This is a genomic window from Cupriavidus sp. GW821-FHT07C08 (genome assembly GCF_059419025.1).
Window position 1 is genome coordinate 249,339 of record NZ_JBWKQZ010000009.1, and the last position, 15,106, is coordinate 264,444.

Consider the following 15,106-nt stretch of genomic DNA (forward strand, 5'->3'; position numbering starts at 1 on the left):
AGGCGGCTTAGCTGACGATGCCGAGGTGCCAGGGCACGAACTCGTTGTCGCCCAGGCCCAGCGCCTCGCTCTTGGTCGGCTCGCCGGAGGCCGCGCGCAGGATATGTTCGAAGATCCGCTGGCCCATCTGCGGCACGGTCAGCTCGCCGTCGAGCACCAGCCCGCAGTTGATGTCCATGTCTTCTTCCAGGCGGTGGTACATCGCCGAGTTGGATGCGAGCTTGATCGTCGGCGCGGGCTTGGAGCCGAACATCGAACCGCGGCCGGTGGTAAAGCAGATCAGGTTGGCGCCGCTGGCGATCTGGCCGGTGACGGCCACCGGGTCATAGCCGGGCGAGTCCATGAACACAAAGCCGGCCTGGTCGATCGGCTCGGCGTATTCGTACACCGCCTGCAGCGGCGTGGTGCCGCCCTTCATGGCCGAGCCCAGCGATTTCTCGAAGATATTGGCCAGCCCGCCCTGCTGGTTGCCGTGGCCGACCACGCCGTTGAACTGGGCGTTGTGGCCGGCGGTGTAGCGCTCCCACCAGGCGAGGCGGTCCAGCAACTTCTGGCCGACCTCGGGCGTCACCGCGCGGCGTGTGAGCATGAATTCCACGCCGTGGATTTCCGGGGTCTCGGACAGGATGGCGGTGCCGCCATGGCGCACCAGGATATCCATCGCCGCGCCCAGCGCCGGGTTGGCGCTGATGCCGGAAAACCCGTCCGAGCCACCGCATTCCAGGCCGATCTTCAGGTGGCTGGCCGATACCGGCTCGCGCACCGCGGCATTGGCCGCGGGCAGCATCGATTCGATCGCGCGAATCCCCGCGGCAATGGTGGCACGCGTGCCGCCGCTATCCTGCATCACCAGCGTATGCACCGCGGGGCCCGGCTCCAACCCCTGCGATTCCACCAGCGATGCCACCTGGTTGCGCTCGCAGCCCAGGCCGACGATCAGCACGCCGGCCAGGTTGGGATGGCGCGCATAGCCGGCCAGCGTGCGGCGCAACACGTCGAAGTGCTCGCTCGGCGACGACATGCCGCAGCCGCTGGTCTGCGCGAAGGCCACCACGCCATCGACATTCGGATACGCTGCCAGCCGCTCCGCTGTGAAATGCGCGGCAATCTGGCGGATCACGGTGGACGAGCAATTGACCGACGACAGGATGCCGATGAAATTGCGCGTGCCCACGCGCCCGTCCGGGCGCACAAAGCCGTTGAAGGTGGCGCGCCGGGCCTCGGGCACGTAGTCGACCGGCCGCACGTCCTGGCAGAACGCCGGGTCGCGGTAGAAATCGACCAGGGTCAGGTTGTGCGAATGCACGTGGTCGCCCTGGGCGATATCGCGCGCGGCCACGCCGATGACGGTGTCGAACTTGCGCACCGGCGTGCCGGCCGCGATGGCACAGGCAGCGATCTTGTGGCCGGCCGGCACCTGTGCGCGCACGCGCACGGCGGGGTCGGCCAGCTGCTGGCCAAGGCTGAGGTCGCTGCGGGCGACCAGCACGTTGTCGTTGGCGTGCAGGCGGATGACGGGATTGGGATTCACTTGGACTTGGCCTTAGACAGCAATCAGCCTTGCTGCAGCAGTTCTTTCAGCTTGAGGCGCTGGATCAGCTGGGTTTCCTGGTCATAGACGCTGGCCACGTACTTCTTGTAGTCAGGACCGTCCAGGTACATCACGGGCGCATCCAGGCGCGCCGCCACCTGCTTGAACTCGTTGCTGGCCACCGCGGCGCGGAAGGCGTCGCGCAGCTTCTTTTCCACGGCGGGCGGCAGGCCCTTCGGGGCGCCGATGCCGTTGGGCGCTTCCACCACCACGTTGTAGCCCAGTTCCTTCAGCGTCGGCGTGTCCTTGAAGCGGGTCGCGCGCTGTTCGCCCCAGGTGGCCAGCAGGCGCAGCTTGCCGGCTTCCACGTGCGGCGCCCATGAGCTGGAATCGGCCAGCAGGTCCACCTGCCCGGCCAGCACGTCCTGCAGCGCGGCGGCGCCACCCTTGTAGGCGATCGCATTGAACTGGATGCCCGCGGCCAGCGCGAACTGTTCCATGCCGACGTGGGTGGCGCCACCGATGCCGGCGTGCGCATAGGTGATCTTGCCGGGGCTGGCCTTGGCCGCGGCCACCACATCCTGCAGCGTCTTGTAGCGCGAGTTGGCCGGCACGGCGATGCCGAAGGTCTGGCCCGAGGTGCGCGCCAGGTAGGTCAGCTCGCTGCGCGGATCCAGCTGCAGCATGCCGAGCTGCGCGAAGCGCGTCACCGAGATCGGGATCTGGCCGATGGTGTAGCCGTCCGGATTGGCGCGCGCCAGGGCCTTGGTGCCGATCATGCCGGAGGCGCCGGCACGGTTCTCGACCACGATCGACTGCTTGAGAATGCCGCCGGCCACCTGGCACAGCGCGCGCATCGACTGGTCAGCGGTGCCGCCCACCGGCCAGGGGCAGATAAAGGTGATGGGACGCTCGGGATACTCGGCGGCCAGCGCCCGTGCGGCAGGCAGCAGCACGCCGGCGGCGCCCGCGGCAGCACCCGCCGCGGCTCCGATGAGCAGGCGGCGGCGCTTGGAATCGATGGGGAAGCCTTGGGTCATTTGCGGGTGTCTCCGATGTTTTCATTATCGGCGGGACCGGCGCAGCCAGCCTCGTCATGCCCGCATTCTGTCGCGCCTCAACATAACAATCCAATCAAAGAACGGCATTGCTTCATAACCTTAAGGTTAGATAGACTGGCGGGCATGGTCCAGATCGATCGCGCGCTGCGCTCCAATATCAAGCTGCGCCACCTGCAACTGCTGGTGGCGCTGGATGAGTTCCGCCACCTCGGCCGCACCGCGGAGTTCCTGTCCGTGAGCCAGCCGGCGGTGTCCAAGGTGCTGACCGAAGTCGAGAAGATGCTGGGTCTGTCGCTGTTCACGCGCTCCACCCGCGGCACCGAGCCCACCCCTGCCGGGGAATCGCTGGTGCGCTTCGCGCGCTCGGTGCTGGCCCAGTACGAGCAGACCCGCGACGAGATCGCCGCGGTGCAGAGCGGCGCCTCCGGCCGCATCCGCGTGGGCTCGATGGGCGCGGCGCTGCCGGTGCTGCTGGCGCAGGCCGTGGGCGCGCTCAAGGACCGCCACGCGCGCGCCACCGTGCTGGTGGAGGAAGGCGACCTGACCCACCTGCTGCCCAAGCTGCGGCTGCGCGAGCTGGACCTGATCGTGGGCCGGTTGGAGCCGGGCTATGCGGCGCCGGACCTGCTGACCGAAGCCCTCTATGAAGAACCGATGGTGGTCGTGGTCCGGCGCGGCCACAAGCTCGCGCGCAAGGCCCGCCCCAGCTGGGCCGACCTGGCAGCGATGCCCTGCGTGCTGCCGCCGCCGTGGGCGTCGCTGCGCGTGAAGATCGAGCAGGCCTTCTATCGGCACGGCCTGCACCCGCCGCAGGATGTCATCGAGACCTCGTCCTACCTGGCGCAGGCCACCTTTGTCGGCCAGCGCGGCGCGGCCGGCTTCATGGCCGAGTCGGTGGCGCTGTCGCTGCAGGAGGAAGGCCAGTTGCACGTGCTGAAGATGGCCGTGCCGGTCGACCTGCCCCCGGTCGGCATCATCACGCTGCGCGAACGGGCGCCGTCGCTCGGCACCGACCAACTGGTGGAATGCCTGCGCGAGGCTGCGGCGCAGGTCAGGACCGTCTAGCCCGCACGCGCCATCAACACGGGCACCGAGGTGGCCAGCAGCGCCACGCCGGATACGGTCAGCAGCGTCAGCACGACCTTGCGGAAGGTGGCCTCGCTGATGCCCAGGTAAAGCCGCGTGCCCAGCAGCGTGGGCACCAGCATCGCGGGTGCCACCACCAGGAACATCGGCAGCATCTCGCGCGTGACGATGCCCTTGCCCACATAGGCGGCCATGGTCATGGCCAGCGTGGCGAGGTTGAAGTTCTGGATCACCGCGCGCTGCTCGTCCTTGTCGAAGCCGCGCAGCGTGCACCACAGCGTGGGGATCACGCCGGTAAAGCCGCCGATACCGCCCATCACGCCGCCGGCCGCGCCGGCCACGCCATCGGCCACGCGCCCGCCCACGCCGATATGCGGCAGCTTGCGCACCATCAGCATCACCGGGCACCACAGGGTCAGGAAGCCACCCAGCACGACCTTGAACCACTGCGCGTCCAGCGTCGGCAGGATCGCCACGCCCAGGGGGATGCCTGCCACGCCGCCGGCCACGAACGGCCACAGCCGCCGCCACGACAGCCCGCGCCGCACCGACGCCGCCGCCAGCAGCTGGCCGGTAAGCGCGCCGAACACGGTCATGGCCGAGGCCAGCCGCGGCTCGATCGCCCAGGCCCAGAACGACATCGCCACCATGCCGAAGGCAAAGCCCGACAGCCCCTGGACAAAGCCGGCCACGGCGGCGCCGGCGATCACGATCAGCAAGGTGGAATCCATGGCAGGCGGGGCCGCGTCAGGCAGTGGCGGACGCGATGTTCAAAGGCTTCTGGGAAGCGCATGACTATGCACTTCTTTGGTCTGCTTGTCAGCCGCTGCCTCTGTTGCGCCGCGCAAAACTGATACGGTATTTTTTCAATGAGGTGATGCTGTTCCGTTCGTCCGGGCTCCATTAGCATGGTCACCATCAACAAGGGCACCGGGCCGCGTGTAGCGGCGCCGCCGGCACCGGGTGCGGCGATATGTCACCCGTACGACACCGGCACCGACGGTGCCCTTTGCTGCGCGCGCGGCGTACACTACGCTTTACCGCACGCGCCTACGGCCCGCGCCCCGGCGCGCTCTGCCGACCGGCCCCGGCCTGCCAGACGGCAGTGCCGCGCCCGTCACAGGCGTGCGCCAGGCCAGCGCCACGGAGAACAACATGTTTGGTTTGACCGCGCTAGACCTCGCCCGCACGCAGTTTGCGTTCACGATTTCCTTCCACATCATTTTTCCGGCGATCACCATCGGCCTGGCCGCCTACCTGGCGGTGCTGGAAGGCTGCTGGCTGCGCACGCAGCGCACGCATTACCGCGACCTCTACCACTTCTGGTCCAAGATCTTTGCCGTCAATTTCGGCATGGGGGTGGTGTCCGGGCTGGTGATGGCCTACCAGTTCGGCACCAACTGGAGCTTCTTCTCGGAGTTCGCGGGCAGCATCACCGGGCCATTGCTGACCTATGAGGTGCTGACCGCCTTCTTCCTGGAAGCGGGCTTCCTGGGCGTGATGCTGTTCGGCTGGAACCGCGTCGGGCCGGGGCTGCATTTCTTTGCCACGGTGATGGTGGCGCTCGGCACGCTGATCTCCGCCACCTGGATCCTGGCCTCCAACAGCTGGATGCAGACGCCGGCGGGCTTCGAGATCATCAACGGCCGCGTGGTGCCGACCAACTGGTTCGAAGTCATCTTCAACCCGTCGTTCCCCTACCGCCTGGTGCATATGAGCGTGGCGGCGTTCCTGGCCACGGCGCTGTTCGTCGGCGCCTCCGCCGCCTGGCACCTGCTGCGCGGGCGCGACAACCCCGCCATCCGCAAGATGCTGTCGATGGCGATGTGGATGCTGCTGATCGTCGCGCCGATCCAGGCCGTGATCGGCGACATGCACGGCCTGAACACGCTCAAGCACCAGCCCGCCAAGATCGCCGCGCTGGAAGGCCACTGGGAGAACAAGGGCAATGAAGGCCTGCCGCTGCTGCTGTTCGGCTGGCCCGACATGGCGCGCGAAGAGACACGCTTCGCGGTCGAGGTGCCGCGCCTGGGCAGCCTGATCCTGACCCATACCTGGGACGGGCAGATCAAGGGCCTGAAGGAGTTCGCGCCGCAGGACCGGCCCAATTCCACCATCCTGTTCTGGTCGTTCCGCGTGATGGTGGGGCTGGGGCTGCTGATGATCCTGCTGGGCTTGTGGAGCCTGCTGCTGCGCAGGGGCGAGCGCATGTACCGCTCGCGCGGCTTCCTGCATATGGCGCTGTGGATGGGGCCCACCGGCCTGATCGCGATCCTGGCCGGCTGGTTCACCACCGAGGTCGGGCGTCAGCCGTGGGTGGTCTACGGGCTGCAGCGCACCGCCGACGCGGTGTCGCCGCACGGCGTGCCCGAGCTGGCGGCGACGCTGGCGATCTTCGTGGCGGCCTACTTCTTCGTGTTCGGCGTCGGCATCGCCTACATGATGCGGCTGGTGCGCAAGGGTCCGGCGCTGGAAGAAGCCAAGCCAGAAGGCGGCCCCGGACGCGAGCATACGCCGGCACGGCCATTGTCAGCGGTGGATGACGACGAAGCGCTCGCCCCCGCCACCACTGCACGCACCCGGAGCTGACACCATGGGCATCGACCTCTCGCTTCTCTGGATCGTCATCATCTTCTTCGGCGTGATGATGTACGTGGTGATGGACGGCTTCGACCTGGGCATCGGCATGCTCTATCCGTTCGTGCCGGACCGGCATGACCGCGACGTGATGATGAACACGGTGGCGCCGGTCTGGGACGGCAACGAGACCTGGCTGGTGCTGGGCGGCGCCGGGCTGCTGGCGGCGTTCCCGCTGGCGTATTCGGTGGTGCTGAGCGCGCTCTACCTGCCGCTGATGCTGATGCTGCTGGGCCTGATTTTTCGCGGCGTGGCGTTCGAGTTCCGCTTCAAGGCCAACGACCGCGAGCGCCCGGTGTGGGATGCCGCCTTCATCCTGGGCTCGGCCACGGCCAGTTTCTTCCAGGGTGTGGCGCTGGGCGCCTATATCGACGGCATCAAGCTGGAGGGCCACCGCTTTACCGGCGGGCCGCTGGACTGGCTCACGCCCTTCCCGCTGTTCTGCGGCGTGGGCCTGATGGTGGCCTACACGGTGCTGGGCAGCACCTGGCTGATCATGAAGACCGAGGGCGACTTGCAGCAGCGCATGATCAAGCTGACCGGCACGCTGGCGTGGCTGCTGCTGGCGGTGATCGCCGTGATCAGCCTGTGGACGCCGCTGACGCATCCCGAGATTGCCGAGCGCTGGTTCAGCCTGCCCAACCTGTTCTGGTTCTCGCCGGTGCCGGTCCTGGTGGCGCTGTGCATGTTCATGCTGATGCGCGCGCTGCGGCACGAGCCGGATATCTCGCCGTTCATGTACGCGCTGGGGCTGGTGTTTCTCGGCTACAGCGGGCTGGCAATCAGCGTCTGGCCCAATATCATCCCGCCGGGAATCTCGATCTGGGACGCCGCCGCACCGCCGCAAAGCCAGGGCTTTGCGCTGGTGGGGGCGCTGTTCATCATCCCCTTCATCCTGATGTACACGGTGTGGGCCTACTACGTGTTCCGCGGCAAGGTGCGCCACGGCGAGGGCTACCACTGATGGATACACAGCGCTCGGGGACAGGCACCGGCACCTGGCTGCGCCGCGTCGGCTGGCTGGTGCTGATCTGGTCCGCCAGCGTGGCGGCGCTGGGCGTGGCCGCGTGGGTGCTGCGGATCATCATGCAGGGCGTCGGCTTGCGCAGCTGACGCCCCGCCAACGGCAACGCCGTCCTCAGAGCTGGACCGAGGCCTCGCCGATGCCTTCGAATTCCGCAGTCACCAAGTCGCCTGCCGATGCGTCCAGGATGCCAACCCAGGTGCCGGTAGTGACGACCGTGCCGGCCTCTACGCGTCGCCCGTCGCGCGTGGCGTGGCGCAGCCAGGCGACCAGTCCATAAGCCGGATCGCCCAGCGCGTGGGTGCCACGGCGCTCGGTCGTGTGCGTGCCGATCCGCACCCGGCAATGCTGTGCCGCCCAGTCTCGCGCGGCATAGTCACGCCATTCGCCAAGCACCAGGGCGCCGTGGGACTGCAGGTCGGCCAGCTTCAGCAGCGCGGGCGCGGCGAGATACTGCCGCCAGCGCGAATCGACGACTTCAATCGACACCGCTATCGCATCGACCAGCCCGGCCGCGCCGGCGTAGTCGAGGGCGGCAGCCTGGGCGGCGTCAACGCCCTGCCCCAGCCGTAACGCAATCTCCGCCTCGATGCCGCGCCATGTGAAAGGCCAGTCGCCGGCATGCGCGGGGCTGGTCCAGACCCCGGCCGGCGGCAGTTGGGCATGCGTCAGCACCGCCTCGCGCGAGGCACCGCCGGATTTCCAGTAGCCGGCGCCTGTCACTTCCCAGCCTAGCGCGCGGGCCACGGCCGACTGTACGGCGTAGGCCTGTTCCGCATTCTCAAGCACGGTGGCAAATTGCCCTGCATCGGCGCAGCCCTGTTCGCTACGCGCGCTGAGCAGGGCCTGCGCGACCCGATCGATATTGGAAGATGTCATGCCTTGGGTATGTCCTTGAATGAGGGAAGAATATTGCCCGGTATCCCGCTCCCGGCAAGCGCGCGCAGCACGCTGCCGGGAGCGGCCCGGTCTCAGGAACCGCTGGCGCCGGCCGCGGTGCCACTGACGGCAGGCCCGGCTTCGTCGTCGGCGGCGGTCTCGCCCATGGCGCGGCCGAAGGTTTCCGGCGCGAACTGCACGGCCAGCGCAAACACTGCGTACATCGCCGCGAGCATGCTGAACATGCCGCCAACGCCGTAGGTTTCGAACACGCGCCCGCTGATCAGCGGCGTCAGCGCCCCGGCCAGGGTGCCGAGCGCCAGGATCAGCGAGGTGCCGAACGCGCGCACGTGGGTGGGATACTGCTCCGGCGCGAAGATCCAGATCGACGTGTTCAGCAACACCACGCAGAACGTGAAGGCGGCGCCAAACAGCAGCACCAGGCCCACGTTATACGTCAGGAAGCCGAAGCACAACCCGGCCGCGCAGGCCAGCCCCGCGCCTATCGTCAGCACCCGCTTGCGCGGGAAGTGATAGCCGCAGTACGACGCCGCGAGCGCGCCGAACAAGCTGCCGCTCTGCATCACCATGGTGAAGAGAAAGCTCTTGGAGATGGTGTAGCCCTGCGACATCAGGATGGTCGGCATCAGCGTCAGCACCGAGATCTGCGCGCCGTATGTCATGGACACCGCAATCCCCAGCGCGATCGTGCGCCGTCCCAGGCGGCCCTTGAAGATGTCGCTCAGGCGCACCCTGGTGCGCGGCGCTTCGTCCTGGACCGCTGCCTTGATATAGGGCGTTGGCTCGCCGTCGAGCTTGCCCAGGCGGCCGGATGCGAGCACCGACAGCACCCGGTTGGCCTCGTCCACGCGCCCCTTGGACAGCAGGAAGCGCGGCGTCTCCGGAATAAAGCGCCGGTAGAACACGACGAAGAATGCCGGCAGCACCAGGCAGGCAAACAGCCAGCGCCAGCTGTCCGGACCCGGGAACATGGCGAAGACCGCCAGGCCGAAGGCCGGCGCCAGCATATTGCCCAGGCCGCCGCTGCCCACGCTGACCAGGCCCACCGCGGTACCGCGGAAGCGCGTCGAGCACAGCTCGGCCAGCATGGTCACGGCGATCGAGATCTCCCCGCCCAGGCCGATGCCGACGATAAAGCGGCCCGCCGCCAGCACCCCATAGTTCGGCGCCAGCGCGCAGATGATGGCGCCGAGCGTGAACAGCAGCAGGTTGGCGCTCAGCATCGTGCGCCTGCCGTAGCGGTCCGCGATATAGCCGGAGCCGATGCGTCCCAGCGCGGCGGCACTGAAGGTCAGCGTATTGAGAAAGCCGATCTGCGCCACCGAGATGCCCCACTGCTCGCGCAGCATGGGACCGATCAGGCCGACGGCGTTCTGCTCGAAGACATCGAACATCACCCCGAGCATGATCATGAAGATGATCTTCTTGTGCGACGCCGTCACCCCGATGCCATCCATGGCCCGGTCGAGCTCATGCTGCTGTGGGGAATTCGGCGATTGAACTACAGTTTCTGCGCCCATCTTTGTCTCCTCCTCGTTTCGAGGTTGCCGCGGTGTGTCCGCGACCTTGTCGCCGCCGCGATCGGCTGGCGTTTGTAGAGCAGCGATAAAACTTCGTTCCGGCGCGCGCCTATTCCAGTGCGGGCGTCGAGTGCGGCGGCCGGCGCGCGCGCAAGGCTTGCTCGGCCGCATACGCCAGCCGTATCAGCACGGGTTCGGTGAAGGGCAGACCAAAGAGCTCCAGCCCGACCGGCACACCCTGGGGTGCGTTGCCGTCCGGCGCCGAGAATCCGGCCGGAATGACGATGGCCGGAAAGCCGGTGGCCGATGCGAGCACGCCATTGCGCTCTGCCTGGGTCTCGCCGACCGGCACCACCAGGCGCCGCTGGTGCGGAAATGCCAGCGCGTCAAGCCGATGCCGCGCCATCAGGTCCTGCAGCCGCTGGCGCAATGCCTGCTGGCGCTGCAGGCGTTCGCGGTACTCCCCTTCCCGCTCGCTCAGCGCCGCTGCGGTGGCAAGGGTTCCCGCCACGCTTGGATGGACAGAACCGGCAGCGATGATGTCCTGCATCGATCGCACCGGGACGCCGGGGGGCAGCCCCGCCAGGTAGGCATCGAGATCGCGCTCCATCTCGTAGTGGTGCACAAGCGTGGACGCGAGCAGTTCATCCGGGCTGATGGCGTCGTCAAGGGCGACCAGCTCGGCGCCTTGTGCTGCGATGGTCGCCAGCGCTGCCTGCATCACGGTGTTGACGGGACGGTGCACCTCCTGGTCGCCGAAGAAATGGCGCAGCACGCCGATGCGCGCGCCCCTGAGTCCGTCGCGGTCAAGGCTGGCGGCATAGCTCGCCGGGATGTGGGGCGCGCCCTGGCTGGTGACCGGGTCGGCCGGGTCATGGCCGGCGATGACATCGAGCAGCAGCGCCGTATCGGCGACCGTGCGGGTGATCGGGCCGATGGTGTCCTGCGTCAGCCCGCAAGGGACCAGGCCGGCCCGGCTGATCAGGCCCATGGTCGGGCGCAGGCCAACCAGGTTGTTTGCCGAGGCCGGCGAGCGGATGGAATTGACCCCGTCGGTGCCGATGCCAAGCAGGCCGAAGCTGGCGGCGATGCCGGCGCCGGTGCCGCCGCTGGAACCGCCGGGCGTGCGCGTCAGGTCATAGGGATTGAGGGTCTGGCCCGACAAGGTGCTGACCGTCTCGCCGCCGGAGGCCAGCTCGTGCAGGTTGGTCTTGGCCAGGACGATGGCGCCCGCCTCGCGCAGCCGGCGGATCACGAAGGCATCGTCGGCGGACAGGTTGCCGCGCAGGCAGGCGGCGCCGGCGGTGGTTTCCATGCCGCCGCATTCGATGTTGTCCTTGACCAGCACCGGGATGCCATGCAGCGGCGCCAGCGCCCGCGACGGGTTGCGCCCGGCCATGGCGTCGATGCGCCCGGCCTCTTCCAGCGCCTGCGGGTTGCGCTGCAGGATGCTGCGCAGGGCGGGACCGTCCTGGTCATAGGCCGAGATGCGCGCCAGGCATGCGCTGGCCAGTTGGCGCGCCGTCAGCCTGCCGTCGCGTATCGCGGCATGCGCGCTGGCGACGGTGGCTTCCACCACGCTGAACGGCGCGTGATGGCCGGGGCCGTCCGGCACCGGTTGGTACGAGTTTGTCATGAGAGCCTTCCATGCGCCGGCAAGGGCGCGAAGTGTTTGCGAGGTGATGGGCAGGCGGGGCAGCGGCACGGTGCCGCACCCCGCTTTGTCTCGCTATCGGTTGACCAGGCGGGCAGGTATTGTCCAGATGCAGAACGCACCCAGCATCAGCATCCCGGCAATCATGTAGTAAGCACTGTTGCCGCTCTGGGTCACGTCGCGCAGGTAGCCGATCATGTAGCCGCTGGTAAAGCCGGCAAGGTTGCCTATCGAGTTGCTCATGGCGATGGCCGTGGCCAACGCCGCGCCGCTGAGGAAAGCCGTCGGCAGGGACCAGAACAGCGGCGTGCAGGTCAGGATGCCGGCTGCGGCGATCGACAGGAACACCAGGGACAGCGCGGTGTTGTGCATGACCCAGGGCAACGCCAGGAAACCGATCGCACCCATCATGCACGGGATGATCAGGTGCCAGCGCCGCTCGCGGTGCTTGTCGGCACTGCGCCCGAAGAAGTACATCGCGACAATGGCCGCCATATACGGTATCGCGCTCAGCAAGCCGATATGGAGCGGGTCGGCGACACCGGTCGACCTGATGAACGTGGGCAGCCAGAGCGTGATGCCGTACTGGCCCGTGACATAGCAAAAGCAGATCAGGCTGATCAGCCAGACGCGCGGATCGGTAAACACCTTGCCGACGCGTGCCTGCGGGTCCACCGCCTTGACGTCTTCCGACTTGGCCTGTTCAAGGACCTGCTTCTCAGCGCTGGTCAGCCATTTGGCCTTGGCAATGGAGTTGTCCAGGTAGTAGAAGCAGAAGCACCCCAGCAGCACTGCCGGCACCGCCTCGATGAAGAACATCCATTGCCAGCCGCCCAGGCCAGCCACGCCGGCCATGCTGCCCATCAGGTAGCCGGACAGCGGATTGCCGATGATGCCGGACAGTGGCGAACCCATGCAGTAGATGGCCATGATCTTGGCACGCCGGTGCGACGGGTACCAGCACGATAGGTAGTACACGATGCCTGGCGTGAAGCCGGCTTCGGCCAGCCCCAACAGGAAGCGCAGCGTGTAGAACTGGGTTGGCGTCTGCACGAATGCAAAGCACGCGGAGAGTATCCCCCACGTGATCATGATCCGGCCGATCCACACCTTGGCGCCAAACTTGTGCAATGCCAGGTTGCTCGGCACCTCGAACAGGAAGTAGCCGATAAAGAAAATACCGGCGCCCAGCCCGTAGACGGTTTCGCTGAAGCCCAGTTGCTGCGACATCTGGAGCTTGGCAAAACCTACATTGACACGATCGAGATAAGCGATCAGGAAGCAGACCATCAGGAATGGCACCAGCCTCCAGCTCACCTTGCGATAGGTCGCATCCTCGAACGTCCTGATCTTTGCTCCCGCCTGCAGGGTTGTATCCACAGCGTCTCCTCTGTTTTTTGTCAGGTACGGCAGTGCTGCGCTGATCCGTTGCGATCAGTCCGGCGGGGGCGTTGCGCACGCGCGGCGCCCGCCCCCGTCTCGGATGGCAGTGGCTCTCGTCAGGCGGCAGCCTTGAGCGACAGCGGCGTGGCGTGCGCGGCGAGATAGTCCATCGCGGCAACGGTGCCGCTGCCCGCGAGCGGAACGCCCGAGATCTTCAGGCCCATCTCGCAGCCGGCCAGCGTGGCCATCAGCGTGAGGTCGTTGCAGTCGCCCAGATGGCCGATGCGGAACATGCGGCCCTTGACCTTGCCCAGGCCGGCGCCGAGCGACATGTTGAAGCGGTCATAGATGTTCCTGCGCACCACGTCCGCGTCGATCCCCTCGGGCATCATCACGCCGGTCAGCACCGGGCTGTAGACGGCGGGGTCCGCGCACTGGATCTCCAGGCCCCAGGCCTTGACCGCGCGGCGGCAGGCTTCGGCCAGGCGCTGGTGGCGGGCGAAGACGTTGTCCAGCCCTTCCTCAAGGATCATGTCGAGGGCTTCGGACAGGCCATAGAGCAGGTTCGTGCTGGGGGTGTAGGGCCAGTAGCCGGTCCGGTTCATCTCGATGATCTCGTCCCAGCCCCAGAAGCTGCGCGGCAGCCGGGCCGTGCGGGAGGCTGCGATGGCCTTGGGCGACACCGCATTGAAGCTGATGCCAGGCGGCAGCATCAGGCCCTTCTGCGAGCCGGACACGGTCACGTCCACGCCCCACTCGTCATGCCGGTAATCGGCGGACGCCAGCCCGGAAATGGTGTCGACCAGCAGCAGCGCCGGGTGTCCGGCCGCATCGATGGCGCGGCGCACGGCGGCGATATCCGAGGTCACGCCGGTCGAGGTCTCGTTGTGCACCACGCACACCGCCTTGATCGCATGCGCGCTGTCGGCACGCAGGCGGGCCTCGATCATGTCGGCCTGCACCCCGTGGCGCCAGCCCTCCACGCCCGGCAGGCCGAGGAATTCGGGCTTGATGCCCAGGTTCTCGGCCATCTTCTTCCACAGCGTGGCGAAATGGCCGGTCTCGAACATCAGCACCGTGTCGCCAGGGCTCAGCGTGTTCGACAGCGCCGCTTCCCAGGCCCCTGTGCCCGAAGCCGGATAGATCACTACCGGCTGCTCGGTCTTGAAGATCTTCCTGATGCCGTCCAGCACCTTGAGGCCCAGCGCGCCGAATTCCGGGCCGCGATGGTCGATGGTCGGATAGCTGATGGCGCGCAGGATGCGATCGGGAACCGGGCTCGGTCCGGGGATCTGCAGGAAGTGGCGGCCGGCGGGATGGAAGTTGAGATTCAGCATTTGACTCCTCCTGTTGAGTTTTGAATGCAAAATACTTTATCAGAGGAGTGACGGAAAAACAGGGGAGATTGCGCGCAAATTCTCTAGCGTTTACCCCACAGAACAAGGGTTTACGTGCGTTTTTGAGTTCCAGTTAAGAGTCTGCTAAAATTGAACACAATCCCCCGATAGGAATTTTGAATGCAAATGGTCGCCACTTCCGGCACGGATTCGCCGGCCCCGGTACTGCCCAGGCTCGAACGGCAACGCTTGCACGACACCGTGGTGGCCCACCTGCGCACGTTCATTGTCGAGGGCACCCTGGAACCGGGCAGGAAGCTCAATGAGCGCGAACTGTGCGAGACCCTGGGCATCTCCCGCACGCCGCTGCGCGAGGCCTTGAAGGTGCTGGCGGCAGAGGGCCTGATCGATATCTCGCCCAACCGCGGGGCGACCGTATCACGCCTGTCCGGCGCGGAGATCCAGGACACGTTTGAGCTGATGAGCGGGCTGGAAGCCTTTTCCGGCGAACTGGCCTGCGAACGCATCACGGCCGTCGAACTGGCCGAGATCAAGGCCCTGCACTATGCGATGCTGGCCTGCCGGGCAAATGACGACCTGCCAGGCTATTACCGCATCAACCACCAGATCCATGACCGCATCAACCTGGCGGCCCGCAATTCGGCGCTGCGCCAGACCTATCTGTCGGTGAACCGGCGGCTGCAGGCGCTGCGCTTCCGCTCCAACTATCAGAAGCCGAAGTGGGACAGCGCCATCCGCGACCACGAAGAGATGCTGCAGGCACTTGAAGCGCGCGATGGCAAGCGGCTTGCCGCCATCCTGCGCCAGCACCTGCTGGACAAGCGCGACGCGGTGCTGCTGATCCAGGCAGGCGATGCCGGCGGCATGCCGCAGGCTTAGATACTATGGAAGGGCTGGCCCAAGTAAGCCCCTGGAGTAAAACGAGGATTCGGATAACCCGTTTTTCGAAAGG

Annotated in this window: 13 protein-coding genes; 5 read left to right on the top strand and 8 right to left on the bottom strand. The window is 66.9% G+C overall.

Annotated elements, in window-relative coordinates; genetic code table 11:
- Positions 1-7 precede the first annotated feature (7 nt).
- Together AC07UK_RS14800 and AC07UK_RS14805 are read right to left on the bottom strand one after the other, a co-directional pair.
- On the bottom strand, positions 8-1,531 hold the full coding sequence (locus tag AC07UK_RS14800; protein WP_436223527.1) for a UxaA family hydrolase: 1,524 nt from the start codon (positions 1,529-1,531) through the stop codon (positions 8-10).
- Positions 1,532-1,554: 23 nt separating this feature from the next.
- A complete protein-coding gene (locus AC07UK_RS14805) occupies positions 1,555-2,571 on the bottom strand; it encodes a tripartite tricarboxylate transporter substrate binding protein (RefSeq protein ID WP_436223528.1) in 1,017 nt (338 codons plus the stop codon).
- A 144-nt stretch (positions 2,572-2,715) separates the two neighbouring features.
- On the opposite strand from AC07UK_RS14805, the gene AC07UK_RS14810 reads away from it, so the two are divergent.
- Entirely contained in the window at positions 2,716-3,657 is a 942-nt protein-coding gene (locus tag AC07UK_RS14810) for a LysR substrate-binding domain-containing protein (protein WP_436223529.1), read from the top strand.
- On the opposite strand, the gene AC07UK_RS14815 is transcribed toward AC07UK_RS14810, so the two are convergent.
- Positions 3,654-4,409, bottom strand: a complete 756-nt coding sequence (locus AC07UK_RS14815; protein ID WP_436223530.1) for a sulfite exporter TauE/SafE family protein — start codon at positions 4,407-4,409, stop codon at positions 3,654-3,656. The two genes, AC07UK_RS14810 and AC07UK_RS14815, sit on opposite strands and share 4 nt — an antisense overlap.
- Positions 4,410-4,833: 424 nt before the next feature.
- Between AC07UK_RS14815 and AC07UK_RS14820 the strand changes: the two genes are divergently transcribed.
- Genes AC07UK_RS14820 through AC07UK_RS14830 form a run of 3 tightly spaced genes read left to right on the top strand, consistent with a single transcriptional unit; the run spans position 4,834 to position 7,428 of the window.
- Positions 4,834-6,267 carry a cytochrome ubiquinol oxidase subunit I gene (locus AC07UK_RS14820; RefSeq protein ID WP_494685698.1) on the top strand — a complete coding sequence of 478 codons (1,434 nt, stop codon included), beginning with the start codon at positions 4,834-4,836 and terminating at the stop codon, positions 6,265-6,267.
- Positions 6,268-6,271: 4 nt separating this feature from the next.
- Complete coding sequence (cydB, locus tag AC07UK_RS14825) at positions 6,272-7,279, top strand: cytochrome d ubiquinol oxidase subunit II (RefSeq protein ID WP_436223532.1); 1,008 nt, start codon at positions 6,272-6,274, stop codon at positions 7,277-7,279.
- Positions 7,279-7,428: a DUF2474 domain-containing protein gene (locus AC07UK_RS14830; protein ID WP_436223533.1), complete on the top strand. Its 150-nt coding sequence runs from the start codon at positions 7,279-7,281 to the stop codon at positions 7,426-7,428. Before cydB ends, AC07UK_RS14830 begins: the two co-directional genes overlap by 1 nt.
- Before the next feature lie 25 nt (positions 7,429-7,453).
- Here the strand turns inward: AC07UK_RS14830 and AC07UK_RS14835 are convergent, their stop codons facing one another.
- The 5 genes from AC07UK_RS14835 to AC07UK_RS14855 all read right to left on the bottom strand — a co-directional run bounded on the left by AC07UK_RS14835 (position 7,454) and on the right by AC07UK_RS14855 (position 14,133).
- Positions 7,454-8,218, bottom strand: coding sequence for a fumarylacetoacetate hydrolase family protein (locus AC07UK_RS14835; protein WP_436223534.1), 765 nt, complete (start codon positions 8,216-8,218; stop codon positions 7,454-7,456).
- Between the two features lie 92 nt (positions 8,219-8,310).
- The gene (locus AC07UK_RS14840) at positions 8,311-9,759 is read right to left on the bottom strand and encodes an MFS transporter (RefSeq protein ID WP_436223535.1); all 1,449 of its coding nucleotides are present in this window, start codon (positions 9,757-9,759) and stop codon (positions 8,311-8,313) included.
- A 109-nt stretch (positions 9,760-9,868) separates the two neighbouring features.
- The gene (locus AC07UK_RS14845; RefSeq protein ID WP_436223536.1) at positions 9,869-11,395 is read right to left on the bottom strand and encodes an amidase family protein; all 1,527 of its coding nucleotides are present in this window, start codon (positions 11,393-11,395) and stop codon (positions 9,869-9,871) included.
- 93 nt (positions 11,396-11,488) lie between these two features.
- A complete protein-coding gene (locus tag AC07UK_RS14850; protein ID WP_436223537.1) occupies positions 11,489-12,793 on the bottom strand; it encodes an MFS transporter in 1,305 nt (434 codons plus the stop codon).
- 119 nt (positions 12,794-12,912) lie between these two features.
- A complete protein-coding gene (locus AC07UK_RS14855) occupies positions 12,913-14,133 on the bottom strand; it encodes a pyridoxal-phosphate-dependent aminotransferase family protein (protein ID WP_436223538.1) in 1,221 nt (406 codons plus the stop codon).
- A gap of 180 nt (positions 14,134-14,313) precedes the next feature.
- Between AC07UK_RS14855 and AC07UK_RS14860 the strand changes: the two genes are divergently transcribed.
- Entirely contained in the window at positions 14,314-15,033 is a 720-nt protein-coding gene (locus AC07UK_RS14860; RefSeq protein ID WP_436223539.1) for a GntR family transcriptional regulator, read from the top strand.
- Positions 15,034-15,106: the final 73 nt, after the last annotated feature.

Coding starts and splice junctions, on each gene's coding strand:
- cydB (WP_436223532.1), top strand. CDS start 6,272: ATGGGCATCGACCTCTCGCTTCTCTGGATCGTCATCATCTTCTTCGGC.
- AC07UK_RS14845 (WP_436223536.1), bottom strand. CDS start 11,395: ATGACAAACTCGTACCAACCGGTGCCGGACGGCCCCGGCCATCACGCG.
- AC07UK_RS14805 (WP_436223528.1), bottom strand. CDS start 2,571: ATGACCCAAGGCTTCCCCATCGATTCCAAGCGCCGCCGCCTGCTCATC.
- AC07UK_RS14810 (WP_436223529.1), top strand. CDS start 2,716: ATGGTCCAGATCGATCGCGCGCTGCGCTCCAATATCAAGCTGCGCCAC.
- AC07UK_RS14855 (WP_436223538.1), bottom strand. CDS start 14,133: ATGCTGAATCTCAACTTCCATCCCGCCGGCCGCCACTTCCTGCAGATC.
- AC07UK_RS14835 (WP_436223534.1), bottom strand. CDS start 8,218: ATGACATCTTCCAATATCGATCGGGTCGCGCAGGCCCTGCTCAGCGCG.
- AC07UK_RS14820 (WP_494685698.1), top strand. CDS start 4,834: ATGTTTGGTTTGACCGCGCTAGACCTCGCCCGCACGCAGTTTGCGTTC.
- AC07UK_RS14840 (WP_436223535.1), bottom strand. CDS start 9,759: ATGGGCGCAGAAACTGTAGTTCAATCGCCGAATTCCCCACAGCAGCAT.
- AC07UK_RS14815 (WP_436223530.1), bottom strand. CDS start 4,409: ATGGATTCCACCTTGCTGATCGTGATCGCCGGCGCCGCCGTGGCCGGC.
- AC07UK_RS14830 (WP_436223533.1), top strand. CDS start 7,279: ATGGATACACAGCGCTCGGGGACAGGCACCGGCACCTGGCTGCGCCGC.
- AC07UK_RS14860 (WP_436223539.1), top strand. CDS start 14,314: ATGCAAATGGTCGCCACTTCCGGCACGGATTCGCCGGCCCCGGTACTG.